This window comes from Wolbachia endosymbiont (group B) of Aricia artaxerxes (assembly GCF_964026975.1).
Lineage (GTDB): Bacteria > Pseudomonadota > Alphaproteobacteria > Rickettsiales > Anaplasmataceae > Wolbachia.
The window spans coordinates 582,221-606,207 of record NZ_OZ034718.1 but is presented as its reverse complement, the minus strand read 5'-3'; the positions used below and the strand labels follow the sequence as shown (position 1 = coordinate 606,207).

The window sequence follows — 23,987 nt, the reverse complement described above, 5'->3', positions numbered from 1 at the left end:
GTTTTATTAGTTACTTTCGCAATCAGCAGATTTTTTAGAAAGAATAACCATTGCAGGACGAAGCAACCTATTTTTAATGGTATAACCAGTTTGTAGTACTTCTACAATAGTGCCAGGCTCTTTTTCATTATCTTCTCTTTCCACAACAGCTTGATGTAAATTGCTGTCAAAAGAGTTACCTATTGGATCTATTTCTTCTATTCCATGTTTTTTTAGATCACTCACAATCTTTTGGTGCGCCACTTTTATTCCTTCATGAATAGGATCACCATCTTTCAAGTTTTCCATTGCTTTTTTTAAATTGTCACAAGAGTCGATCATATCACGTGCAAATTTTGTGACTGCATAATCACTTGCATCGCTAATTTGCTTTTGCATTATACGTTTAACGTTTTCATTATCCGCAACAGCGCGACGTAAATGATCTTCAAGCTGAACTGCACGTTCTTTTAATATATTAAGCTCTTCACTTAAATCACCTGTTTGCTGATCTTCTTGATCATCCCCTTTTCGTTTACTGACCATATCTGCAAATTTCTTTTTTTTCTCTTTATTACTATCTGACATATCATTCACCCTTACAAACTTAATAAATATATAACAATCAATCTAAAAATATCAAGCGTTAGCTATCCTTGTCTTTCTATGCTTGCATTTAAAAAGTCAATCAAAGCAGTTTTATAAAGAGAATCAGAAAAAGTATCAATATTACTTTGCGCCATATTAATATAGTGTTTAGCTTCTTCCATAGAAACATGAATGGCATTATGATGATTAATATATTGTAATGCTTGGTCAAAATTGTGTCTAGCTGAAGAAAAAGATTTCTCCCAGAATTTTTGTTCTGATGAGCTGCCTTTTTCATATGCTATAATAGAAGGTAAAGTGACTTTACCTTCAAAGAAATCTTTTCCAAGTTGCTTTCCTAAAGTGCATTGATTAGCAGTATAATCTAGCACGTCATCAATTATTTGGAATGCCATGCCAAAATTAAACCCGAAATTCCTTAGCCTCTCTGTTTCGTCACTTGTGGCTCCAGATACTACTGATGCAGCCTCGGAGCATGCAGAAAATAAAGATGCTGTCTTTTCTCCAATGATATTAAAATAATTTTTCCTAATTGTGTTAGGGTCAAAACGCGTTGTCATCTGCTTTATCTCACCCTTGACAAGCAAATTAGATGCCTTAGATAAAATAGAGAGAACACTTAAATTCCCACATTCTATAAGCCATCTAAATGCTAAGGTCAATAATAGATCACCAACTAAAATGCTTGATTTATTCCCCCAAATTTTATTTGCTGTTGCAACTCCATGGCGTGCCTTACTTTCATCAAGCACATCATCATGAAGTAAAGTAGCGTTGTGTATAAATTCTACCGATGCAGCAATGTTGACCCTACTCTCTCCAGAGTAATTCAGCATTTTACATATAATAAAAATGAGCTTAGGCCTTATCTTTTTTCCTCCTGAATTAATAAGATGAGATGTAATATCGGTAGCAAGCTTAGTACCTTCATCATTGACATTTTTGAAGATAAAGTCATTCATAGCCAATAAATCAGAAGATACAATATCATCTAATTTACTACTTTTTGTTAAATCAGTGTTTAGCATTCAAGAGGACTTATGCTTCTTGCCCTTGTACTTTCTCAACTTTTTTCTTTTCTGTTTTTTTCGATTCTGTTTCTAAATCTACTATGCCTTTTTTAATGAACCACATTACCCTTTCAGTTGCTTGCGCTCCTACACTTAGCCAATGTTTTAATCTATCAGCTTTTACCACAACACGATTTTTATTGTCTTTTGGCAACATTGGATCATATTGTCCTATTCTCTCAATAAAGCGCCCATCTCTTGGTGCTCGTGAGTCGGCTACAACTATCCTATAAAAAGGACGTTTCTTTGCCCCAAACCTTGCTAACCTTATTTTAACTGCCATGTCAACCTTTATTCATATATTAATTACAATTTAAATACAATAAACAGCTCAAGTCAAACTAATTGTACCTCTTTTACCTAAAAATACAATATAGCCCCCTCTAATCACTCATAAAAGGAAGATAATAAACTTTTTTATATATCATCAATCATAGCATGATTAACTTCTACTCTATACTTTGATTTTAGATAGCTAATTAACTGTTCCTTTAGCGATATCATCACACGTTTTCCGGTGTCAAGCATGTTTAATTTACCATTTGATGAATGCATTTGTTTTAGAACGCCTATTATAATTTCATTATTGTATTGAATAGGATCTGTTACCGAATTAGTTGTTTTCATATTGAAAATCTCTTCTATGAAAGAAAAAGGGTAGTTTTGTTCATTGCGTTGTATTTGCTGGCCTTTAACCAATTTTATACCTTGCATTTCTTCCAAATCTGTCTTTTCTCTTAGTTGAACTGCTACTTCTTGTCCCATTTTAAACATTCTTTCTTTTATAAATTCACTACGCCAAAGCTTTATGGCTGATTCCCTACTTTCTTCAAAATTTTGTAATTTAGGAGGAACGATATCACTGATTTTTACACCAACAACAGTATCTCCAACACCCTTAAAATAATTCTTCTGATCTTTCTCGCGTGAAAAAATGAAAGAAATGAAATCACTGGAATTTCCTACTTCATTACCACTTTGGTCTTTCCCACTAGCATCTACTGGACCAATGGTTTGTATAGGTAAATTGTAATTATTGGAGATTTCTTCAATCGTTGCACCATTGTATATCTTATAATTCACTTGATTTATGAAATCATTGACTTTTTCAAAAGACTTTTGATTGGTTAAAACTGACCTTATGTCTTTTTTTAAATCAACCAAGTCTTCATCAGAGATTTGATGTATGCTTTCTACCTTTATTACGTGCCATCCAAAATTGCTTGTTAAAACTTCACTTACTTCACCTGTTTTGAGAGCAAATACCTTTTCTCTCATATTTTCAGGTAAGAAATCCTTAGTTATATTATTTACTCTGGTTTCATCGAGTTTCACTTTATTAAACTCTTCTATTATTTGTTCAAAGCTTGCTTTACTTTCTTCAAGTGCTCTTCTTGCTATTTCAGCTTTTTCTTTGGTAGGAAATATCACATTGAATATGTCTCTTTGATTTTTAAGTTCCTGATGTTCTATTATACTATCAACCTCTTCATCTGAAATTCTGATTTGATCTTCAAAATATTTTTGATCCAGAGAAATGTATTGCGCAGTTCGATACTCAGGGTAATAAAAATTGGACTTATTTCTTTCATACAAATCAAGTAAGGCTTGATCATCTGGTTCAGGAACGTCTGTAATTGCATTCTCAGTTATTTTAACAATATCAACTACTCTAGTTTGGTAGCGATTTTTGTATATCTGCTCATCAACACTCTCACCAAAAGTTACCGGATAATTATCTTTAAATAACGAAGTCATGAACATCATTGCAGGCAGGATTTTCTCTAGTTTTTCTATATATTCCTTTTCTGTTATATGCAGGCTATTTAGAGTTTGATGGAATTTATTATGGTCAAATTCTCCTTTATCGTCCTGAAAGTACTTGGTATTTTTTATGTGGCTTTTGATAGATTCTTCTCCAACTTTTAATCCAAGTTCGCTAATTAGGTTAAACAATAGTTTTTGCTCTATAAGTGCGTTAAGTAAATCATATTTCAGCTTTTTTACTTGTTCTTTACTTACATCAGATCCAGAAATTTGCTTTTTATAATTTTGATATAGTAATTTATATTCATCTGATGTTATAACTTCCTTTCCTACTTTAGCTAATTCTTTCCTTTCATCATCATTTGATAAAAGATTGCCAATCCCCATAAAGATTAATAAGCAAACTAAAAGGAGAACGATTGCCTTGGTAAAAAAATTTCTAATACTCATTGTAAACTTAGTTAACTAACACTTAAATTTAGAATAGCAATAATTTAATATTTGTAAATCTATTAACAAATTAGCTAATATATGTAATATTGTAGTGTATTAAATTGAATGGAAGCTTATATTAACCTAAGAGCCTGTAAGTGATCTCTGAATATGGTAAGATGAGGTATAGTTGACATGAGGTAAAGTATGAGGAATACATATCCAAGTGACATAAGTTGTGAAAAATTCGAAAAGATTAGACTAATTTTAGAAAGCGTGCGAAAGAAAACAAAGCCAAGAAGATTAGGTTTATATGAGTTATTTTGTGGTGTGCTTTATGTACTAAAAAGTGGCTGTCAATGGCGAATGCTTCCAAAAGAGTTTCCAAGATGGCGAAATTTTTACGATTACTTCAAGAAATGGAGTAAAAAAACGAATGAAGATAGAGAAAATGTTCTAGAAATTGTCTTTAAAAAAATTGGTTGGAGAGAACAGTGGTCGAAATACCAAAACAAGCTTCTGCATCATTGATGCCCAAAGTGTAAAAAATACCGATACTGCTGAAGAAAAAGGTTATGATGCTGGCAAGAAAATTTCAGTAATAAAGCGTCATATCGCAGTTGATACACAAGGTTTGACACACGCAATTCATATAACAACGGCAGAAATAACTGATCGTAGCAGTGCTTTGACAATGGTTAAAAATGCTAAAGAAAGTCTCTCTGAAGTTAAAAACATACTGGTTGATGCAGGCTACACTGGAGAAAATTTTGCAACACAGATAAAAGTAACTATTGGTGCAACTGTTGAGGTGAAGCACCTTTGCTGTATTGCCAAAAAGATGGGTTGTTGAGAGATCTTCTTTTGCCTGGTTGGAAAAATGTAGGCGACTTTGGAAAAATTGCGAGCGTAAATTTAATACTAGCCTACAAATTTGCTTTTGCTTCTTTCCTCTTCAAAAGATTATGAACAGGTTCTAAGAGATAAGAAATATAAACCAAAAAGCCATTGGATGACAAAGTTAATGCTTTTTTAGTTTTAATGGTTTATATTTTATTTCTATAACAGCAAAGGAATATTAAAATGGGAGATGTTTTTTCGATGTCAATGGAATCTTCTAAAGACAATAAAGATAGAAATGAACAATTTCTCATGCAAGTAGCTGCTTGGTTGGTTGATAACACTAGCTTAACTTTTGATCAAATAGCACAATGTTGCAAGTTATCCCTTGAAAAAGTACAAGACATAGCTGATGAGGAAATAGAAGTTGAAAAGTATGACCCTATTATTTCTGAAATAATTACTGAAAAAGAAATCGATAATTGCAAAAAAAATCCAAATCGTGTACCAAATTTGATTATAAAAAATATGAAAAAAAGGGCAAAGACGATTAGCTTTCTTGCCTTTGCTTCCACAGCAAGGCGTAGAGATAAACCTAATGCGATTTATTATTTGGTAAAAAAATTTCCTATCTTGAACAATAATGTAATAGCTAAGCTAGTTGGTACAACAAATTACACAGTTGAGCAGGTAAGAGATAGATCTCATCATAACATACTCAATATCAAACCTCAAGATCCTGTACTACTTGGTTTATGTAGCCAGGAAAATTTAGAAGCGGAAGTAGAAAAAGCGAAAGTAGAAGAAGAGAAGAAACAAAGATTAAAAAATATAAATAATAGCTATTGATGATTCTCAAATTCTTGTACTTTGTTAATATTAAATTGACTTGACTTGTTAGTTTTTATCAGTATAATGCAAGTAAAGTATCTAGTTTAATAATAATTAAGTCTAAATACGCACTGAAAACTAGCTCAGCCTAATTTATTGTTTTATATTCACGTTTTAGGTTAGTAAGCATCAATTAAAATTTTTGGAGGATTATGACAACAATCAATGAAGATGTCTTAGCAAAAGAAGGGGTTGTAGGTCAACCTGAAAAAAGCGAACAAATTCATAATGCTGACGCAGTAAAACAAATGACCAGTGAAGGTGCTGAAAAAAACAAGAAAACATTGGACCTGAGCGAATTGAAAGAGAAAACAGCAGAAGAATTGTTAGAGCTAGCTGAAGAAAGAAAAATTTCAACTAGTGGTAAAGGCAATGGCAGGATGCTAAAACAGGAAATGATATTCAGTTTAATGAAGAAAATGAGTGAAGAAGGAGGCATAACCACAGGAAGTGGAGTAGTGGAAATATTGCCTGATGGTTTTGGTTTCTTACGTTCATCAAGTGCAAATTATGCTCCAAGTACCGATGATGTTTATATTTCCAATGGCCAAATAAAGAAGTTTAATTTACGTACAGGAGATATGGCATGTGGAGAAATAAGGCCACCTGGTGATAAGGAAAGATATTTTACTTTAACTAAGGTTCACAGTATAAACTCTACTGAAATCAGTGAATTAAGAAAGTACGTACATTTTGATAATTTGCTTCCACTTTATCCTGAAAAAAGCCTCATCCTTGAAAACAACAGTAGCGGAGATAATAAAAAAGATATAAACATGCGTGCTGTAGATATAGTTACACCTCTTGGAAAAGGACAAAGAGCATTGATAGTTGCTCCACCTCGTACAGGAAAAACGATATTGCTTCAGCAAATGGCTCACTCTATAGCTACAAATCATCCTGAAATAGAACTAATAGTATTACTTATAGATGAAAGACCCGAAGAGGTGACAGATATGATACGCTCTGTAAAGGGTGAAGTGGTAAGCTCTACATTTGATGAACCTGCCTACCGTCATGTCCAACTTGCTGAAATAGTAATAGAAAAAGCTAAAAGAATGGTTGAACACAAAAAAGATGTAGTGATTTTGCTTGATTCTATAACTCGCCTTGCACGTGCTTATAATGCAGTCATTCCTTCGTCTGGAAAGGTTCTAACCGGTGGTGTAGATTCAAATGCGCTGCAAAGACCAAAACGCTTTTTTGGAGCAGCTCGTAATATTGAAAATGGTGGTTCTTTGACAATCATCGCTACAGCCCTTATAGAAACTGGTTCAAAAATGGATGATGTTATTTTTGAAGAGTTTAAAGGCACAGGTAATGCTGAAATTATACTAGATAGAAAACTTGCTGATAAACGTATATTCCCTGCTATTGATATTACAAAATCCGGAACAAGGAAGGAAGAGCTATTAGTTGATAAGGCCATACTAAATAAAATATGGGTATTGCGTAGGATACTTAACCCTATGGGATCTGTTGAAGCAATGGAGTTTTTACGTGACAAATTACTTTTAACAAAGAGCAATGCTGACTTTTTTAACTCCATGAATCACTAAAAGTAAGCCAATTCTGATGGAGCAAAAAAGCAAAGCTCTCTTATAGCTAAAATAATTTGGATTTATCAAAATATATTAAGCTGGCAATCTACCTTAAGTTGCTATTCCAACTTATAGCACTGATTTTGATCAAAAATTTTATGTAGTCAGTTTATTTACAATCGATTTTCCAGTGTCAGCCACTTAGATGACATCTTTTTGACTCTTAATATTAATATCAATTGTGTACCAGTGTTGAAATGACCCACTCAAAAGGGGATTGTATTTACTCTGAATCAGATGATAAATTAGATGCTTGGTAAGCGTAATTTGGAGCTTCCTGTGTAATGATTATATCATGAGCATGACTTTCTCTTAACCCTGATGAAGTAATAGTGACAAATTTGCAGTTTTTTTTCATCTCTTCTATATTACGGTTGCCAGTGTAACCCATTGCAGCTTGCAACCCACCAATTAACTGACAGATCACTCCTGAAGCTGGACCTTTAAAAGGAACTCTTGCTTCTACTCCTTGTGGGACTAAATCAAGTTTTGAATCTTGAAAATAACGGCTAGCTGACCCTCGTTTCATTGCACTAATAGATCCCATTCCTCGATATTCCTTATATGCTCTACCCTTATACATGATAATCTCACCTGGGCTTTCCTCAGTACCAGCAAAGATTGAACCTATCATCACAGTATCAGCACCAGCTGCAATAGCTTTTGCAACATCTCCCGAATATTTTATTCCACCATCAGCAATTAGTCTGACGTTTTTTGTTTTACAAACCTCTGCAATATTCTTGATCGCAGAGAATTGTGGCATACCAACGCCTGTAACTATTCTGGTAGTACAAATTGATCCTGGCCCTATTCCAACTTTCACTGCATCAACACCAGCATCAATCAACGCTTCAGCAGCCTCCTTTGTTGTAATATTTCCGCCGATTAATTGCGTATTCGGATACATCTTTTTTATTTCCTTAATAGTGCTGACAACGTTCTCGGAATGACCGTGAGCGGTATCTACAATAACCACATCAACTTCTTCTTCGACCAAAGCTTCACATCTTTCTATACCGTCTTTTTTACCAGTACCAATTGCAGCGGCAACTCTGAGTCGACCTTTACTGTCTTTACATGAATTTGGATATCTATTGTATTTTTCGATGTCTTTAACTGTGATTAGACCTATGCAACAAGAATTTTCATCAACAACCAAAAGCTTCTCTATTCTATTTGCATGCAACAATTTCATTGCTGAGGCGCTATTTACTGCCTGCTCTCGAACTGTTACTAACTTATCTTTTGTCATTACCTCGGAAACTTTTATATTCATGTTCTGGTCTTCAATAAACCTCACATCTCGATTAGTTAAAATTCCCACTAACTTGCGTTGATCAACTACAGGAATGCCGGAATAATTATACTCTCTCATTAATGAAACTGCTTCTGCAACTGTTTTATCTGGGGAAATTGTAATTGGGTTATACACGATCCAGCTTTCATATTTTTTCACCCTTCTTACTTCTAACACTTGTTCATCTATTGATAAATTCTTATGTATGCAACCTATTCCACCATGTTGGGCAATAGCTATTGCAAAGCCTGATTCAGTGACAGTGTCCATTGCAGAGGATATGAGAGGGATATTTAGTTCTATATTATTTGTTAGATAAGTTCTTGTGTCTGCATCACGAGGCAATACATCAGAATAGGCCGGTAAGAGAAGTACATCGTCAAACGAATAACAAGCTTCCATTTTTTTCATATGCTTTATTTAAAGCTTATACGCCAATTAATGAAATTGCAATAGAGCTTTTGCAAAATTAGCCTGGCTCCAGCTATTTTTAGATCAAAATAGGATAGAAGAGGTATGTAGCTCCTAATATATTTATCGCATAATTATATTATTTGCTAGCAAACAGAACTGCTCAATAGTTAAGCTTTCTGGACGTTCGTCTCCACTCAGTTTAGCATTCTCAAGAGTAGTTGAGACATCACTAGTTATACTTTGCAAGCTATTTCTCAGCATCTTTCTTCTTTGAGCGAACACAGCACGTGTTAGCTTTGTTAAGGTTTCTAAATTTACTGCAAATCTTGGAGTGGGTAAAGGTTTTACTGTAATTACTGAAGAATATACTTTTGGTCTTGGAAAAAATTCCTTAGGTTCAATATCAAATTCCTTTTTTATGTCGCATAGTAACTGGCTTAGCACTGATAGGGAACCATAATCTTTAGAATTAGGTTCTGCTGTAATACGCTCTGCTACCTCCTTTTGGAACATTAACGTCAAATTCGTAAAAAATTTTATATTATTTAACCACTTTAAAAATAACGCTACTGAGATATTGTAAGGCAAGTTAGCAATGACTTTGACTGGACATTCTACCAGCTCTTTTTCTACAACATTAAGTGCATCTGCTTCTATAATTCTATATTTTCCCTGATGCTCATTTAGCAATTGTTCGTGATGTTTCACTAAACTACTATCTTTTTCTATAGAAAGTAGAAACTTTGGATTATATGCCAATATTTCTCTTGTTAACGCACCATACCCAGGACCAATTTCAATAACATTAAAATCTTTCAGGCTACCAGCTAAGGCAACTATTCTTTTTATTATCTCATTCGATAAAATAAAATTTTGCCCTAGACTCTTTTTTGGCTTCAGTAAAAATTTTTTCATATGATCTTAGTATGCAGTATTTTAAAAATTAGTTGACGAAAATTCATCAATAATTGTATATTGTCAGTGTATTTAATGCCGGCTTAGCTCAATTGGTAGAGCAACTGACTTGTAATCAGTAGGTTGTCAGTTCAAGTCCGACAGCCGGCACTCTCATTCATATAAGAAAAATTGATGTCTTTTTTAATAGTAGCAAATTGGAAAATGAATGGAACACGTTCTTCATTTGTTGACTTTATAGGCAAACTTAACAACAAGAGCAACGAAATTACCTCTAAATTAGTAATTTGCCCTCCTTTTACATCATTTCAAAGCAATATAGAGTTGAACAACAATATTAAAATAGGAGGACAGAATTGCCATCATAAAGAGTTCGGTTCTTACACAGGTGAAATTAGTGCAGGAATGTTGAAGGAACTAGGATGTAGTTACGTAATACTTGGACATTCTGAAAGGGCTCATGAAAAAGATAGTGAAATAAAACTTAAATCGAAAACAGCAATAGAATCAGGATTACACCCAATCATCTGTGTAGGTGAAAACTCAGAAGATTATAAAAATAAAAAAACAAAAGAAGTAATAGAATATCAATGCAAAAACCGTTTGCCAACACAAGGTGAATATACCATAGCATACGAACCGATATGGGCAATAGGAACAGGAAATGTGCCAAATAATGACGCAATTGCTGAGGTGATAGAGATAATAAAATTGTGTACTGGTAAAAAACACATTATATATGGTGGCTCAGTCAGCTCAGAAAATATAGGAAACTTGCTCAGTATTCCAAATCTGTTGGGAGTTTTAATTGGTAGTGCAAGCTTAGATTTTGATCACTTTTATCAAATTATACAACAAGTCAAGAAAAAATTTTCTCTTAATTAATTCTAAAGGATAAATACTCTTATTGTCATGACGTCCAGTACAATGTTGCAAATTAAAAATCTCTCCATCCTGTGCTGGTTCTTCTATTCTAAACGCCACTTCTACCTGGTCATAACCAATCTGAATTCGTTCTACTAATGCTTTAATGATGCCACGCTTAGTTTGCCAATCTAGCTGTTCCAAATTAGATTTTACACTGGAATAAAGACTCTTTATACTGTTGATGATAAGGTTCATTCCCTTCTCTATCGCTTTTTGATCAACTACCTTTTTCTTCTCTTCTTCTATCCCTCTTAAGCGTTCCCTCATTCTTTTCATCGTCTGTTTAAATTCTTCCTCACTTATATATCCTTTATCTCCTACATTTTCTTGACTATAATAGTCTTCCATTAACTTTTCGATGCCTTGTTTTATTTGATTTTCTCTTCTTGCAAGCTTCTTATCTGATGATTCATCATTTTTATTTTCTGCAATTCTACGGTGATACTCATTTTTTATTATCTCTGGGTTTTTTAGTAAATTTTTCACCTTTTCCCATATAGCTGTTTCTAACATATCTGTACGGACCAATTTATTAGTACACTTCTCCCTACCATCAGTAATACGTATAGTACTACTACAGCGATAATAGCTAAACTTTTTTCCCTCAACTCCACATTGTGCACCACTATACGCATATCCACAGTTTTGACACACAACTAGACCTTGTAATAGGTATTTCTTTTTTCCTCCCTCTCTCTGCATCCTTGCTCTTTTTCTATTTTCATCCAGTTGCTTTTGCACTTTATTAAATAACCCTTCATCAACTATTTTTGGTACTGGTATATAAATCCAGCTGTCCTCATCTGTGCGACAGATAGAAACCTTTTGTTTATTTCTTTCTCTTTTTTCAACCCTCTTTAATTTACCAAACGCTGCTTGTCCTTTATATGCTGGATTTCTTAACACCTTCCAAATTATTATTGGACACCACACCTTCTTTCCAGTTCTTGTTCTAATTGACTTATCTCTTAGTCTACGTATCACTTCCCTTATACTTATTCTCTCTTGCCCTACCCACATGAATATCTGCTTTACTATTTTTGCTTCCTCTTCATTTATTTCAAACTTTGTCTTTTCTCTATCTACATGCTTTATACGATTATAACCAAAAGGTGCAATGCCAATTACACTTACACAGCCTTTTTTTGCTCTATGGAGTTTTCCCCTACGACTACGTTCCATAATCTTTGTACACTCATATTCTGCCACTAATCCTTGCATTCCCAATAACAATTTAGACTCTGGATTATTTTCAGTCTTATGATTTAAGAATATTACTTCTACTCCTGCTTTTTCAAATTCATCAAGTAGTATCATTTGATGTGCAGATTTTCTTGATAGTCGGTCAGGTGAATGAATATAAATTTTATCAATTTGATCTTCTCCTACTTTATCACGTAATGCATCTAAACCTTCACGTTCTAAACTCCACCCACTAAGCCCATCATCCTTAAATTCATACTCATTCAGTAACTCATGCTTATCTGCAGCAATTCTATGCTTGAGCTCGGCAATTTGACTCTCTATTGTATTGTTCTGCGCTTGACTCTTCGATGAAACTCTTGCATATAAGGCCACTGTTATCATTTTTCTTTATCTCCTTTTCATTGTTTCTTTTTACCGCATACCTTAGTAACAGCTCATAGGCGTCTGCTAGATGTTGTTCCGCTAATTCATCTGGCTCGTATCGGCAAGTTAATGTTCTTTTTCTCATAGTTTCTCCTGCAAATGTTTTTGTAGTGCAAGGAGCCTTACCACTCCTTTTTTCCATCAATCCATTTACTCTTATGAAAAAGACCAACTTTTATCAGCTACAGCCTTCAAATTTGGTCTAGCCCTTCCTTTACCAACTGCTGTTGCGCTTTCTGATACGACTCTTATTTTTTTAACAAACTTTCCATTTTCTCTGTTTCTTTCTTTAATACCTCGGCTATTTCTTTGCTATTTTTCGCATAATCCATCGCTATCATTCCAAATTTATCCGCTTGCTCTATTTCTCCTCCAGCTTTTATCAGCTCCTCCACTATTTCTTTTTCACCTACCATGCACGCAAGGTGTAGAGGTATGCATTTATTTCCATATTCCTCAGCATTTACGTCTGCTCCTGATTTTATCAATTCCCTCACGATTTCTAGACGTTTCTCCGTTACCGCTAGGTGCAGTGCTGTGTATCCTTTCACATCTGCTGCATTCACATTCACTCCTTTTTCAACTAATAACTTCACTGTTTTTGCGTCTACTGCATAATGCAGAGCTGTTCTTTCCTTCTCGTCTCTTTCATAAATATTTTCATATGAGTTCTCTAATAATTCTTTTGCTGACTTATTAAATTTGCCAAGCTTTAACATAATCCACCTCACCTTTTCTTTAAATTTAAATCCCTCTTTTAAACCTTCCTTTTCGCTACCTCATCTATCATTTCGTTCACTTGGCTCATTATTTTGCTTGCTAAATTTTTACATTCTTCCTTTATCAGTGATTTGTCTCTCTTCCTTATTTCTTCTATCTCTATTATTTTTAACTCCGGCAAATAACTCCCATTCAACATGTCTGCTATTTCTCCCACTAGCCTCTCTATTCCATAGCATGTCAGTTCTCTATTTTTTATTACTCCTCCTTTTTCTCTCAAAAATTTGCTTGCCTTTTCACTTTCTTTGCTATCACACAGAGAATACTTTTCACTTTCCCAGATGTAATACATTGGTGTTGCACCATATTTATTCAGTTGATTAACTTCAGCTCCCGCTTTTACTAGCTCTTTTATTATTTCAACTCCTGCTCCTCCTATTTTGCATGCAGAGTGCAATGGCGTACATCCACTGACATATTGAGTGGCATTTACTTCTGCTCCTTCCCTTAGCAGCACTTTTACATTTTCTAAGCTTTTTGCAAATACTGCACAGTGTAGTGGTGTATAACCATTTTTATCTCTTGCATTTACCTCTGCCCCTTTTTTTATTAATAACCTCACTGTTGTGTAATCGGAGATTTCTACTGCTTGATGCAAGATCGTCTCTCCTTCTTCATTTCTTTTATTAATGTTTTTAAACCCGTTACTTGATACTTCTTTAAAAAACTTACTCTTGCTAAAACTCATTTCATACCTCACAAAATTAGCTTTTCTAGCGCCAGACAAATTTCTTATATTTACCTGCTGCTATTCAAGTCATGTCCTTTTTAGCATGAGAAAGCAAGTCCTTTTCTTTTTATTTCATACACTTTTACCTATTATTAATATAATATATGAGGATCTAAATATAAGTGCTTAACTTATTAGAGATATTATTCGACTATCTTTCCAACTTCTGTGCAAATGTCGATGTTCGTGCCACTTCAGTACTCCCGGGTAAAATACTAAAATGTGCTTTTCTAATTCGTGTATTGAGTCTTTTTGCTCTGAATCTAAATCGTTTTTATAGTAAACGTTGTGTTCTGCTAAAACATATTTTCTGACCTTCTGATCTGTATAATTTTCTACTTTATAGTTGTGAGTAACGCTAAATCTTTCTAAAATTGGCTTGTGTTTTAAATTCCAATATTGCCCTGAAAGTTTATCGCTTCCCAATACAAATTTATTTCCTCTTTCTTCTACGCTACTAACTGGAAAGCACGTATTTATGTCTCCTAAATCCCAACTGTTGTAAGTTAAAAATATGATATAAAGGAGATAAGAGGGAGATAACCCTACTCACTATAGGAATAGAGTTATCACGGGCGTGTGCGACCGACCAACTGTTGGTATTATAACCGTTCGGATCAAGGTACACTAGCCCATCTCTCGATACGTTTGAATAGTTGCATGGGACATATGTATGCACCCGTTTACAATCTTAAATTAATTAAAACTAATCGAGGTTATTATGATTACATCTTATCAAAATTTTATTGGCATTGATATTGGAAAATTTAAAAATGTTGTTGCAGTTCACAAACAGAAGAACGCTGTCGAATTCGACAATGATACTGCTGGCTGGCAACAATTGTTTCAAGATTTTTCAAATATCTTACCTAATTCTTTAGTAACTCTGGAAAACACTGGAAAATATGAGCTTGGCTTAGCACATTTTCTTGTTGATAAAGATATTGCTGTACATCGAGCTAATACTCGCAAAGTAAAAAGCTTTGTTCTATCTCATGGAACTTTAGCAAAGTCTGATCAATCAGATGCAAGAGCCCTTGCTCAGTAAGGGTTTGAACGCTATAGTACTCTATCTCTATTTGCACCTATGTCAAAAGAACAAACAACCTTAGTTGCACTTTGTCAACGTCGTGATGACATTACAAAAATGAGAGCTCAAGAGAAATCTAGGCTTGCAGCACCTGAAAACGACCATATAAAAGAAAGCTGTCAGAAAACTATTGAATTCTTTAATAGCCAGATAGATGAGCTCAACAATACCATACAAAAAATTATTGATGAGAATCCAGAGTTACAAAAGCGCCAAAAAATCCTTAAAACAGTTCCAGGAATAGGTGCAAAATTATCTCAAGATTTTCTGTGTCTAATGCCAGAACTTGGTTATGTAAGTAGGGGAGAAATTGCAAGTCTTGCTGGAGTTGCACCTCATCCGAAAGAAAGTGGTAAAACTATTGGTTATCGCAGAATAAGTGGTGGCAGAAGCAACGTTCGTGAAAAGCTTTTTACAGCTGCGATGTCTGCTTCAAGGTCTAAGTCTGCGCTTGGTGCCTTCTATTCAAGGCTTGTTGGTAAAGGTAAAAAGAAGATGGTGGCTATGACAGCTCTAATGCGTAAAATCATAGTAATTTCCAATGCGAGGCTTAAAGAAGCAGTCAATGTGAATTAAAAAAATCTGCATAGAAAATAGGTTAACGAATATGTGGATAAATACGTCTACACACATTTAAAGTATTTATACACATATTCGTTAACCATAAGATCTAAGCAGTAACTGTTGTTTGATACAAAATTTTTCTATGATTAAGTTAGGGTTTTTATTGTCAAAAATGCACTTTTTACTCGAATAAAAAACAAAATTACAAACAAAAGTTGTAATGAAACTAAATTCAAAAAATTTTAAAAAACATAGTTGATCTGATGGCTCTGAAAATTTTATGTCCTCTCCTGGGTCTAAAAGCTGCATTGTTCCAGGTTCCAGGCCAGATAGTGCTACTCCTTGCTCACTTGCTTCACCTTCTCCCATGATATTTGCTTCTGGATCAAGTCTCGTAATAAATCCCGCAAACATTGCTGCAGTCTTTTTTCGTACTAATTCTGCATCATCATATTGATCAAGTTCATAGAGCTTTAGCAGTATACTCGAAAGCCATGGCTCTCCTCTAATTTGCCCAGGTCTTAGTGGTCTATAAATATGTAAAACATCATTTGCTGGTACTCTTACTGATTCTCCAAATGAGCCTTCTCCTGGATGTTCTCTAAATAAGTAATATGCTTCTCTTTGCCCAAGCTTGTTAAACTCAATCCCGTTTCTTATTACATTACCATTTGCTAAAGTTTGATTTGTTTTATTGTCTAAATGTTCAGACTCAAGTACTTGCAGTTGTAGTGGTACAGAAAATCTATCTTCCAGCTTTCTCGTTCTTAAACGTACAAAACATTCTCCTCCCTCTATCATACTTCTGCATACTAGAGCTTGTAATCCATAAAAATCACTTACTCCACTACTGTCTGCTTCATCTGTCCATCTTAGCCATAATTCTTGCACCTTCTTTCGAAATTCTCCATCTCTTGCTTTTGATTGTGGTTTTATTCCTGTTCCAATAGAGTTACTTACTATCGTATCAATTATATTTGCAGCGTAAGGATTTTTTCTCACCATATCACGTGATCTACTACGTAAAGTTTCAAGGCTTTGAGACAGCAAATTGTTTATACTTCCTAACTCTGGTTGAAAGTGAAAAAATCTTCTTCCTGAGCCTGCTGCATCCCAGGCTGAACTTTTGATTTTTGGCTTGTTGAATAATTGTTTGAAGGTTTTTAGTAGCATTTATAAAATTCCTTTACTCGTTGAAAAAATAATTTTCCTCTTTGGCTCCACTCCAGCAATCTTTAGCTCAGCTTTAATTCGTTGTCTTAAGTTTAGTAAATCATTTATATCTACTTCTGCATATCTTACCACATGATCACCATATGCAATTGATACTACTCGCTCTCCGTTTTGCAGCTTCTTTATCGCTTCTTCGACTTGAATTAAATAATCTTCGTTATACATTTATTACTGGCTTTGTTGCATAGCACTGATAGGCATGTAAATCACAGTGAATTTACGCAGCTAATTTAAATTCAGCCATACCTATATCAGTAAATTTGTTCAATAAGTAGCACTTAATTAACAGCTCTTTTTCACGATTTACCTCTGATTTATTTTTCAAGCCAAACCCAAATATTTGCTTCAACCTATAGAAAAAGACTTCAATATAAGACCGTGCTCCATACTTAACTTTTTTCTTCCATTCATTAATACCATCTTCATAATTCTCATATGACCTAATTCTACTAATATACTTGTTTCTTTCTGATAAGTAGTCAGCTAAACAAATTTTAGTATCCTTCCTAGGGCGAATAATAGGCACAATATTGTATTTTCTGCATTCTTTATACACACTTTTTATATCATAAGCCGCATCTGCTCGAATAGAACAAATGTTATATTTATCACTGACTTCTTCTAACATATCGCAGACCGGCAAATAGTCTACAGCAACACCACTAGTGTAGTTCATGCTTATTGCTTTCTTATCATTTATGTTTAAAACAACATGTAATTTTCTTACTTGACCATAACCACTGTATTTTCTTTTTCGAATATTAAGCTTACTATGCCCACCGTTATTATTGTAGATACTAACTCTAGTGCTATCTACGGCAATTTCAACATTTTCCAGATCATCTTTATTGCTTCTATGGTCATCAATCTTCAAATTAAGCTTTTTAAATCTTCTGGAAGCTTGTGTATAGCTGATAATCTTAAGTTTTTTGCCTATTTGTACCATATAACCTTTTACAAAACCTACAGCTTGTCTCAAGCCAATTCTAAAAAGATGAACTATTATGTGTATTAAAATTACAACTTTATCACTATAAGTGTTATTGCCACCTGCAACTTTTGGACTATTTTCATACCAATTTTCTATGGCTTGATTAACAAAATGAAAAACATTTCCTCTTTTTTTGAGAAACTCGTTATATTCTCTTTGGTTACTTACTCTCATTTTTTGTGGCATAAGTTGTACTTGTTTGAAAAATGCCTATTTTACAACAAAATTCGTTAGTAGCCATATATTAAAAAGCTTTTCTTCTTACAATAACCTCAACCAACACTAGCTATGCAACAAAGCCTTTATTACTTGCTGATCCATTTGCTTTTGACTATTTTCTTTGATTTTTTACTTTCCGGTTTTTCACTTAAACTATTCCATTTACTCTCTGGCCATCTATCTATTCCCAGTGCTATCGATGCTGCTCTTGCATAAATTCGGCAATCTAGTACTTCATTTCTTTCTCTTACCTTTTGCCACTCTTGTTTGGTATATCCTTTTACTACTTTGCTGACTAATTGCTCTGCCGTTAGCTGCTTAAAATACTCAGGTGCATACTCGGGAAAATGACAATACCCTGGCGGTGTTTCTTCACCTTCTTTTAAAATATTAAGTAATTGAAAAAGCTCTGACTTTAATATCGATACTCCGACTGGCCAGAGCTTTATTCCTCTTTTCAGCTTTTGCCCTCCAACTGTTATATCTACTCTACTTGGGCTGCTCAGCGGCACTAGTGCTTTATTTACACCTTTCACTGCCATTACTCTTCCAGACCCTTGATGACTTCTCACCCAGTTGTAAACTTCCTGCGTTGCATACCCTGCATCAACCGCCATCATACTTATCATATATTCAAGCCCATTTTCACCAATAAAATGATGATTGAGGAGCTCCGAAAGCTTTTTCCATACTTCTCTACTTCCTGTATCTCCTTCAAATACTCGGTAGTCTATTGACCAACTTTCACGACTTTTTCCCCATGCTACAACTTCCACCTCTAGACGATCTTTTTGGACATCTACTCCTGCAGTAAGTACCACTTCTCTCCTTGGTACTGTGCCAATCTGAAAAAATTCTCTCCTGTTAAATAATTGCTTCCAATCAGGTACTTCTCCTTTATCTACCCAGGTTTCTCCAAGCGTTGTGTTGATCCAAACTTTCAGTAATTGTTCACTTTCCTTTGCATGCAGAAAATCCTCTACTGCTTGTTGCCAACTATACCACCCAACTGGGCTATAAAGACTTGAAAGGTGAAATCCTATTACTTTGCTATTGTGTACTTGATTTGTAGCTCTCCATTCTCCACGTTCAAGCATCTCTGTCTTTTGATGATTTTCTATCTTTTCACCACATTCTATACATATATAGTGTGCTGTACTTGGATTTTTATCTTCCCATTTTATTTGTGACCATTTTAGAACTTGATAGTAATTACAATACGGACAGGGAACAAAAAAATATCTCTTATCTGTTGCTTCAAATTCTTTCTCAATTCTGCTTATTCCATGAATCGTTGGTGTCGATACTAAAAAAATCTTTCGCCTTGCAAATGTATTAGTTCGAGCAATACTGAGCAGTACTGGATCTCCTTCTCCTCCTGAATCTCCTGGGTAGGCATCTATTTCATCAAGAAAGAGATATTTTACTGGCATAGATCTCAGTCCTACACTACTATTCGCTCCAGTTATTACTACTATTCCACCTGGAAACTCCTTACTTTGTACAGTATTCCCTGAATCTCTTGACCTTGGGTCTTTTACTTTACTTTTTAAACATGGTGTACTCTCTATTAACGGTGCAAATCTTCCCTTCGACCAACGTTTTCCCATTTCAACTGTTGGCTGTACTACCAGCATTGGACCTGGTGTTTGATCGATGATATAGCCAATCCAATTGTTGCCAGCTTCTGTTCCCCCAATCTGCGCTCCTTTCATGAATACTACTTTTTCTGCAGGTGAAGATGGTGATAGTGAATCCATTATTTCTTTTAAATAAGGAGTTCTTTCTGTTCTCCATTTACCTGGCTCTGATGCTGCAGTTGGCGCTAAAACTCGATACTCATTCGCCCACTCTGATACTTTAAGCTGGGGATCTGGCCTTAAACCTTCAGAAAAAGATGTAGCGTATATCATTGTCTGCATCTACTCATAACTGGTTCTATCTCGACATCATTAACAATAGAACTACACTCATCCAATTCCATAAACATCTTTTTCTGAAATTCGTTTTCTATATATCTTTTGCTCATCTCACTTATCATTATTGCTATAACAAGCGCAAATACCCCTGTTATTGTTGCAAAAATGATTGCACTGCTTATTGTTGTTGTTATCAACCCTATATATACTGCTACTGCTATTGCGCTGACTGTAGTATAGATGCAGATAATATTATTATGTTTTTTCGTCCTTTTATCTGCTATTTCTCTCTGTGCTATATATTTATTATGAAGGGTTGGAAAATTAACAACGGTATCTCTGCAGAGCAAAGACCCATTTTTTTCAGTAAACAAAACTTTAAGTAACTCTAAATTGTTTGATTTAATTGCTAAATGTAAAACAGGTGTATAATTTGCTCCTTTTTTCAGCAATAACTTTACTACATGTAAATGCCCTTTTTCCGCAGCAAGGTAAACCGGTGATAAACCTTTATTATTTACAATATCAATATCGATTTCTTCTCTTAAAATTGCATCTACAATCTCAATTTCTCCTCTTTGTGCAGCTAAATGGAGTAGACTATTCTTTTCAGAACCGTATTTATTACTCATCAAAGCCTTCTTTATCTCAGGTTTAGCGTAATCAAATGGTGTTTTACCGCTATCGTCTTTTACCAGAGGGTCTATATCTTCTCGCGTTAGTAAAACTTCTATTGTTTTTAGTCTTTCAGCATAATGTAGTGGTGTTTTATTTTCGTAGTCTTGCAAATTTACTTGAGCATTAGGCTCCTTTATTAAGGATTTGAGGATATCAAGACATAAGTCTCTTTCATCGTAATTAGCATTACTTACAGCTATATGCACAGGTGACAATTTCATTGAGTTTTGTCCCATGCGTGCACTATTCACATCTGCTCCAAGCTTCAGCAGTAACTTTACTATCTCCAACTTTTTATTATTAACTGCATAGTGCATTGGTGTCTGATTTCGTGCATCAAAGACATCTATTTCAGCTTTTCCTTCTCTTATCAAAATCTTTACAACTTCTGCATGTCCTATGCCTGCTGCTAGATGTAATGGAGTATGGTGCAAAGCATTTCGTACATTAACGTCAATACCTTTTCTGATCAAATATCTCACTGCATTAATTTCACCTATCATTGCAGCTAAATGAAGTAAGCTATCTTGTTCTGACCCGTACTTGTTATTAATTAGTGCTTGTAATATTTCTGCTTTTTTCCCTTCTTTGGCGTAATCAAGAGATGTTTTACCTTCATTATCTTCCACAAAAGGATTAATGTTCTTCTTCGTGAGTAACAAATCTACCATGCTTAATTCATCAAACTCTATAGCGCAATGCAGTGGAGTTTTTCCGTTTAACCCTCTGACATTAACATCTAATCCAGGTTGATTGATTAAACACTTTATTAACTCTAAACTTAAGTTATCAGCCATTTTGTATTCAAAATCTTTTTATATTTTAAATTTAGCGTTAGATAATTCTTCAAGTGAGTTTGTAATCTCTTCAGTTAGCGTCTCGTGAATTTTTTCAGTGTCACTCAGTGATGCAAGCAGTGCTGAAACTCTATTTGGAACATTAAGCAAATTATTACGTACAACTCTTGCTACGTTAAATGCCTCACTTTTTACTTCCTCTACTGCTACAAGTTCTCCTATTTCAGCTTTTGCCTTTGCTTCTAGCAACCTTCCTCGCTCCATTTCATTTTTTATTCGCGTTTTTAGCAACATTGTAGAAAGGTTATTTGTATTTTCGTTTTCTGGATTTTTCCTCCTAAGTGGCTGACTTGGATCTCTTATTGCTGCCACCGCTTCATTTGCTTGTTCTCTATTGATCAAACCATCCTCCAACTCAACTATTCCTTTTTTTACTAAATAACAGACATATTGCTTTGATACTCCTATCTCTCTTGCCCATTCTGTTTGTGTGATTTTCACTTTTTTTTCTCCTCTCTCTTGTTTCTACGAATTTTCTTCTTGAATCTCTGAAAAGGTTTTGCCAGTATCAGCAATTTCCTACCTGTTTATACTTGCCGGCGTCTTAGAGATATTTTACTAATATAGAGCGAAGTACTCCGGTTTATAGCTGCTTTCTTTTTACATAGTGAAATTTGGCCATTTTCAACTAATACTATAAATTGCATCTTTGTAGTTATGAGATTCAACCACTACTTGCTCTAGCGTTAAACTGCTGCATTTGGCATCTTTACTATGGTTTTCTTCAAGCACTTTTGTCCTTGCTTCCTTTATTTCCTCAATGAACTTTCCATTAACTTTTTCTGGTTCAATTCTTTCCTCACAATATACAAGATTTGTGCAATTTGTTTTTCTGTAGTAATGTACTCCAAGGAATATCACTGATAGTGCAAGTATACTCGAGCCTATAAGTAGTGATAACCCTACGTTATTAATCAAAGCGTTCTGGTAAAACTTCTGTACACTATTAATACCACCTTCTACATACAGTAATAAAGGCAATACTATATTTGCAGCAACCAAACTGCTTAATAATGCTGTAAATAATGGCCTATCTTTGATTACTGATTCTACTTTATTTCTTCTACTAATGACTTTGTCGTCAATATTAATGAAGTTGTTCTTACCCTTCCAAGCGTTAAGTGTAAAATGTGAATGAGTACCATTGCTGTATTCAAGTTTGAATGATTTTATTACTTTATCTTTTGGTTGATACTTTAGCACCTGATTCAAAGTTTCATTCGCATTCTTTCCTCCTATTTGACACTCTTCAGTATCTCTAAATTGCTTTATTCCACAAAATATTGTGCTAATTGCAAGCAATGAAGTAATTGCTATCATTGGCATAGTAATATAGAGAGGGCTGTTTGCAAAAAATGCAATAAATTGTCCTTTATCCTGTAGATATACCAAAGCTGCAGAAGCGCTAAGTGCAACAGCAGCTATACCGAAAATTACAAATTCCTTCTGCTGCACTGCATATTTTACTCTTGGCAAAATTCTATTTGTTTTCTTTTCTTTTTTAATTAACGGGGTTTCTTCATTATCACTTTTTTCTGATGAGCTAGTTGAAAGTGTAACTGGACTATCATGATTTAATGACATATTCTCCCATCCTTGACTGCCACAAAACTCACTCATTTCTGTTACTTGAGAATTTGATCTTGTCATCTCTGCACTTCTATTGTCTATTCCACTATCACTTCCTTCCAAACTCTTTTTTAAAAATTTTGTATTCAGATCTACAGGTTCACCAATTATATCTTCTGATCCTTTCTTAATTGATGTTTCTTCAGAATTTGACTTTTCCATCTCCGGACTTTGATCGTTTATTTCACCATCTAAACCTCTTTTCGAGAATTTTTTATTTTTGTCTATAGTTGCATACATAGGTTCTCCTATAGCTTCTTGCTCATCACATTTTTCTCCATTTAATTGGAAAGAAGAATGTGGTAGCTTTGGTGGTGCAATATCCTGAATAATACTCAACCGATGATTTTCTGCTGTTCTAGGTGAAGGTGGAGCTACATTTCTAATATTGTCCTTCTCCAACATTCCATTCCTAGGTAACGGCTTTGGTTTATCTCCTAATTCTTTATCCTCTTCCTCTTTTTGCATTTCTTTTGTATTGTCTATTTTGGGGTTGGAAGATGTGTTGGATGCTGCCTCAAGCTGATCAAGAGAATACGGACGGTTATATTCTATTCCATTTGCCTCACAAACTGCATTAAATTCGTCCTCTATGTCTTTACCATCATCAAATACTAAAGAAGAACAACTCACTGAAAAATCAGCACCTGCTTCGTCTATTTTTGCTGTAATACTGCTATCGCTACTATTGCTAATCACATTTAAAGAAGCTAGTTTGCATTCAGTGTTCAGGTCAGGTTCTTGCTTCGTACCTTTTTCAAACAATTCAATTCTCTCCTTAACAGATAGTGTAGAATTTGAAACATTATTTTCTACTTCTTCAGAAAACGATGCTTCATTATTTGTTTGCGACGTTACTACTCCAGCTAACGTCTTTTCTTGATTCATTAAGTACACCACATTTAATCCAAAGTTATTTGTTA

At 34.5% G+C, this 23,987-nt stretch carries 19 protein-coding genes, 1 tRNA gene and 4 pseudogenes; 6 read left to right on the top strand and 18 right to left on the bottom strand.

The features are described from left to right. Window positions 1-6 precede the first annotated feature (6 nt). The 4 genes from AAGE00_RS02775 to AAGE00_RS02760 form a co-directional block, all read right to left on the bottom strand. Window positions 7-567, bottom strand: coding sequence for a nucleotide exchange factor GrpE (locus tag AAGE00_RS02775; RefSeq protein ID WP_007301960.1), 561 nt, complete (start codon window positions 565-567; stop codon window positions 7-9). Between the two features lie 62 nt (window positions 568-629). Continuing rightward, window positions 630-1,616 (bottom strand): polyprenyl synthetase family protein, encoded by a 987-nt coding sequence (locus AAGE00_RS02770; protein WP_052264648.1) that lies wholly within the window; start codon window positions 1,614-1,616, stop codon window positions 630-632. A gap of 10 nt (window positions 1,617-1,626) precedes the next feature. Continuing rightward, window positions 1,627-1,941, bottom strand: coding sequence for a 30S ribosomal protein S16 (gene rpsP, locus AAGE00_RS02765; RefSeq protein WP_213863779.1), 315 nt, complete (start codon window positions 1,939-1,941; stop codon window positions 1,627-1,629). 134 nt (window positions 1,942-2,075) lie between these two features. After that, window positions 2,076-3,875 (bottom strand): peptidylprolyl isomerase, encoded by a 1,800-nt coding sequence (locus tag AAGE00_RS02760; protein ID WP_213863780.1) that lies wholly within the window; start codon window positions 3,873-3,875, stop codon window positions 2,076-2,078. A gap of 189 nt (window positions 3,876-4,064) precedes the next feature. On the opposite strand from AAGE00_RS02760, the pseudogene AAGE00_RS02755 reads away from it, so the two are divergent. From AAGE00_RS02755 to rho, 3 genes and pseudogenes are all read left to right on the top strand, one after another. Further along, window positions 4,065-4,837: pseudogene (locus tag AAGE00_RS02755) on the top strand (IS5 family transposase). A gap of 103 nt (window positions 4,838-4,940) precedes the next feature. Beyond that, window positions 4,941-5,546: a cell cycle transcriptional regulator TrcR gene (locus AAGE00_RS02750; RefSeq protein WP_007301964.1), complete on the top strand. Its 606-nt coding sequence runs from the start codon at window positions 4,941-4,943 to the stop codon at window positions 5,544-5,546. A 194-nt stretch (window positions 5,547-5,740) separates the two neighbouring features. After that, window positions 5,741-7,147 (top strand): transcription termination factor Rho, encoded by a 1,407-nt coding sequence (gene rho, locus AAGE00_RS02745; RefSeq protein ID WP_213863781.1) that lies wholly within the window; start codon window positions 5,741-5,743, stop codon window positions 7,145-7,147. 265 nt (window positions 7,148-7,412) lie between these two features. On the opposite strand, the gene guaB is transcribed toward rho, so the two are convergent. Continuing rightward, entirely contained in the window at window positions 7,413-8,900 is a 1,488-nt protein-coding gene (gene guaB / locus AAGE00_RS02740) for an IMP dehydrogenase (RefSeq protein WP_213863782.1), read from the bottom strand. 123 nt (window positions 8,901-9,023) lie between these two features. Next, entirely contained in the window at window positions 9,024-9,818 is a 795-nt protein-coding gene (gene rsmA / locus AAGE00_RS02735; protein WP_019236635.1) for a 16S rRNA (adenine(1518)-N(6)/adenine(1519)-N(6))-dimethyltransferase RsmA, read from the bottom strand. A 77-nt stretch (window positions 9,819-9,895) separates the two neighbouring features. Here rsmA and AAGE00_RS02730 point away from each other — a divergent pair. Both AAGE00_RS02730 and AAGE00_RS02725 read left to right on the top strand, forming a co-directional pair. Beyond that, window positions 9,896-9,968 (top strand) — tRNA-Thr (locus AAGE00_RS02730). Window positions 9,969-9,992: 24 nt separating this feature from the next. Continuing rightward, window positions 9,993-10,703, top strand: coding sequence for a triosephosphate isomerase (locus AAGE00_RS02725; protein WP_213863783.1), 711 nt, complete (start codon window positions 9,993-9,995; stop codon window positions 10,701-10,703). Here AAGE00_RS02725 and AAGE00_RS02720 read toward each other — a convergent pair. The 5 genes and pseudogenes from AAGE00_RS02720 to AAGE00_RS02700 form a co-directional block, all read right to left on the bottom strand. Then, window positions 10,641-12,332, bottom strand: coding sequence for a recombinase family protein (locus AAGE00_RS02720; protein WP_213863784.1), 1,692 nt, complete (start codon window positions 12,330-12,332; stop codon window positions 10,641-10,643). The two genes, AAGE00_RS02725 and AAGE00_RS02720, sit on opposite strands and share 63 nt — an antisense overlap. Then, on the bottom strand, window positions 12,241-12,516 hold the full coding sequence (locus AAGE00_RS02715) for a hypothetical protein (protein WP_017532679.1): 276 nt from the start codon (window positions 12,514-12,516) through the stop codon (window positions 12,241-12,243). Before AAGE00_RS02715 ends, AAGE00_RS02720 begins: the two co-directional genes overlap by 92 nt. Before the next feature lie 106 nt (window positions 12,517-12,622). Beyond that, entirely contained in the window at window positions 12,623-13,093 is a 471-nt protein-coding gene (locus tag AAGE00_RS02710) for an ankyrin repeat domain-containing protein (RefSeq protein ID WP_264376927.1), read from the bottom strand. 38 nt (window positions 13,094-13,131) lie between these two features. After that, window positions 13,132-13,842, bottom strand: a complete 711-nt coding sequence (locus AAGE00_RS02705; protein ID WP_135352802.1) for an ankyrin repeat domain-containing protein — start codon at window positions 13,840-13,842, stop codon at window positions 13,132-13,134. 168 nt (window positions 13,843-14,010) lie between these two features. Beyond that, window positions 14,011-14,385: pseudogene (locus tag AAGE00_RS02700) on the bottom strand (phage tail protein); the annotation flags it as partial. A 220-nt stretch (window positions 14,386-14,605) separates the two neighbouring features. Between AAGE00_RS02700 and AAGE00_RS02695 the strand changes: the two are divergent. Beyond that, window positions 14,606-15,550: pseudogene (locus AAGE00_RS02695) on the top strand (IS110 family transposase). A 246-nt stretch (window positions 15,551-15,796) separates the two neighbouring features. On the opposite strand, the pseudogene AAGE00_RS02690 reads toward AAGE00_RS02695, so the two are convergent. The 7 genes and pseudogenes from AAGE00_RS02690 to AAGE00_RS02660 form a co-directional block, all read right to left on the bottom strand. After that, a pseudogene (locus tag AAGE00_RS02690) lies at window positions 15,797-16,711 on the bottom strand (phage portal protein); the annotation flags it as partial. Then, window positions 16,712-16,936, bottom strand: coding sequence for a gpW family head-tail joining protein (locus tag AAGE00_RS02685; RefSeq protein ID WP_019236402.1), 225 nt, complete (start codon window positions 16,934-16,936; stop codon window positions 16,712-16,714). A 52-nt stretch (window positions 16,937-16,988) separates the two neighbouring features. Then, window positions 16,989-17,948: an IS5 family transposase gene (locus AAGE00_RS02680; protein WP_341815149.1), complete on the bottom strand. Its 960-nt coding sequence runs from the start codon at window positions 17,946-17,948 to the stop codon at window positions 16,989-16,991. A gap of 119 nt (window positions 17,949-18,067) precedes the next feature. Continuing rightward, window positions 18,068-19,894: a phage terminase large subunit family protein gene (locus tag AAGE00_RS02675; RefSeq protein WP_015588998.1), complete on the bottom strand. Its 1,827-nt coding sequence runs from the start codon at window positions 19,892-19,894 to the stop codon at window positions 18,068-18,070. Then, window positions 19,891-21,375, bottom strand: coding sequence for an ankyrin repeat domain-containing protein (locus tag AAGE00_RS02670; protein WP_264376931.1), 1,485 nt, complete (start codon window positions 21,373-21,375; stop codon window positions 19,891-19,893). Before AAGE00_RS02670 ends, AAGE00_RS02675 begins: the two co-directional genes overlap by 4 nt. Window positions 21,376-21,393: 18 nt before the next feature. After that, window positions 21,394-21,876 (bottom strand): hypothetical protein, encoded by a 483-nt coding sequence (locus tag AAGE00_RS02665; protein ID WP_015589000.1) that lies wholly within the window; start codon window positions 21,874-21,876, stop codon window positions 21,394-21,396. A 183-nt stretch (window positions 21,877-22,059) separates the two neighbouring features. Next, on the bottom strand, window positions 22,060-23,952 hold the full coding sequence (locus tag AAGE00_RS02660; protein ID WP_108784567.1) for a hypothetical protein: 1,893 nt from the start codon (window positions 23,950-23,952) through the stop codon (window positions 22,060-22,062). Window positions 23,953-23,987: the final 35 nt, after the last annotated feature.

Coding starts and splice junctions, on each gene's coding strand:
- AAGE00_RS02725 (WP_213863783.1), top strand. CDS start 9,993: ATGTCTTTTTTAATAGTAGCAAATTGGAAAATGAATGGAACACGTTCT.
- guaB (WP_213863782.1), bottom strand. CDS start 8,900: ATGAAAAAAATGGAAGCTTGTTATTCGTTTGACGATGTACTTCTCTTA.
- AAGE00_RS02770 (WP_052264648.1), bottom strand. CDS start 1,616: ATGCTAAACACTGATTTAACAAAAAGTAGTAAATTAGATGATATTGTA.
- rpsP (WP_213863779.1), bottom strand. CDS start 1,941: ATGGCAGTTAAAATAAGGTTAGCAAGGTTTGGGGCAAAGAAACGTCCT.
- AAGE00_RS02660 (WP_108784567.1), bottom strand. CDS start 23,952: ATGAATCAAGAAAAGACGTTAGCTGGAGTAGTAACGTCGCAAACAAAT.
- AAGE00_RS02720 (WP_213863784.1), bottom strand. CDS start 12,332: ATGATAACAGTGGCCTTATATGCAAGAGTTTCATCGAAGAGTCAAGCG.
- AAGE00_RS02715 (WP_017532679.1), bottom strand. CDS start 12,516: ATGGAAAAAAGGAGTGGTAAGGCTCCTTGCACTACAAAAACATTTGCA.
- AAGE00_RS02680 (WP_341815149.1), bottom strand. CDS start 17,948: ATGCCACAAAAAATGAGAGTAAGTAACCAAAGAGAATATAACGAGTTT.
- AAGE00_RS02670 (WP_264376931.1), bottom strand. CDS start 21,375: ATGGCTGATAACTTAAGTTTAGAGTTAATAAAGTGTTTAATCAATCAA.
- AAGE00_RS02710 (WP_264376927.1), bottom strand. CDS start 13,093: ATGTTAAAGCTTGGCAAATTTAATAAGTCAGCAAAAGAATTATTAGAG.
- AAGE00_RS02685 (WP_019236402.1), bottom strand. CDS start 16,936: ATGTATAACGAAGATTATTTAATTCAAGTCGAAGAAGCGATAAAGAAG.
- rsmA (WP_019236635.1), bottom strand. CDS start 9,818: ATGAAAAAATTTTTACTGAAGCCAAAAAAGAGTCTAGGGCAAAATTTT.
- AAGE00_RS02775 (WP_007301960.1), bottom strand. CDS start 567: ATGTCAGATAGTAATAAAGAGAAAAAAAAGAAATTTGCAGATATGGTC.
- AAGE00_RS02750 (WP_007301964.1), top strand. CDS start 4,941: ATGGGAGATGTTTTTTCGATGTCAATGGAATCTTCTAAAGACAATAAA.
- AAGE00_RS02760 (WP_213863780.1), bottom strand. CDS start 3,875: ATGAGTATTAGAAATTTTTTTACCAAGGCAATCGTTCTCCTTTTAGTT.
- rho (WP_213863781.1), top strand. CDS start 5,741: ATGACAACAATCAATGAAGATGTCTTAGCAAAAGAAGGGGTTGTAGGT.
- AAGE00_RS02705 (WP_135352802.1), bottom strand. CDS start 13,842: ATGAGTTTTAGCAAGAGTAAGTTTTTTAAAGAAGTATCAAGTAACGGG.
- AAGE00_RS02675 (WP_015588998.1), bottom strand. CDS start 19,894: ATGATATACGCTACATCTTTTTCTGAAGGTTTAAGGCCAGATCCCCAG.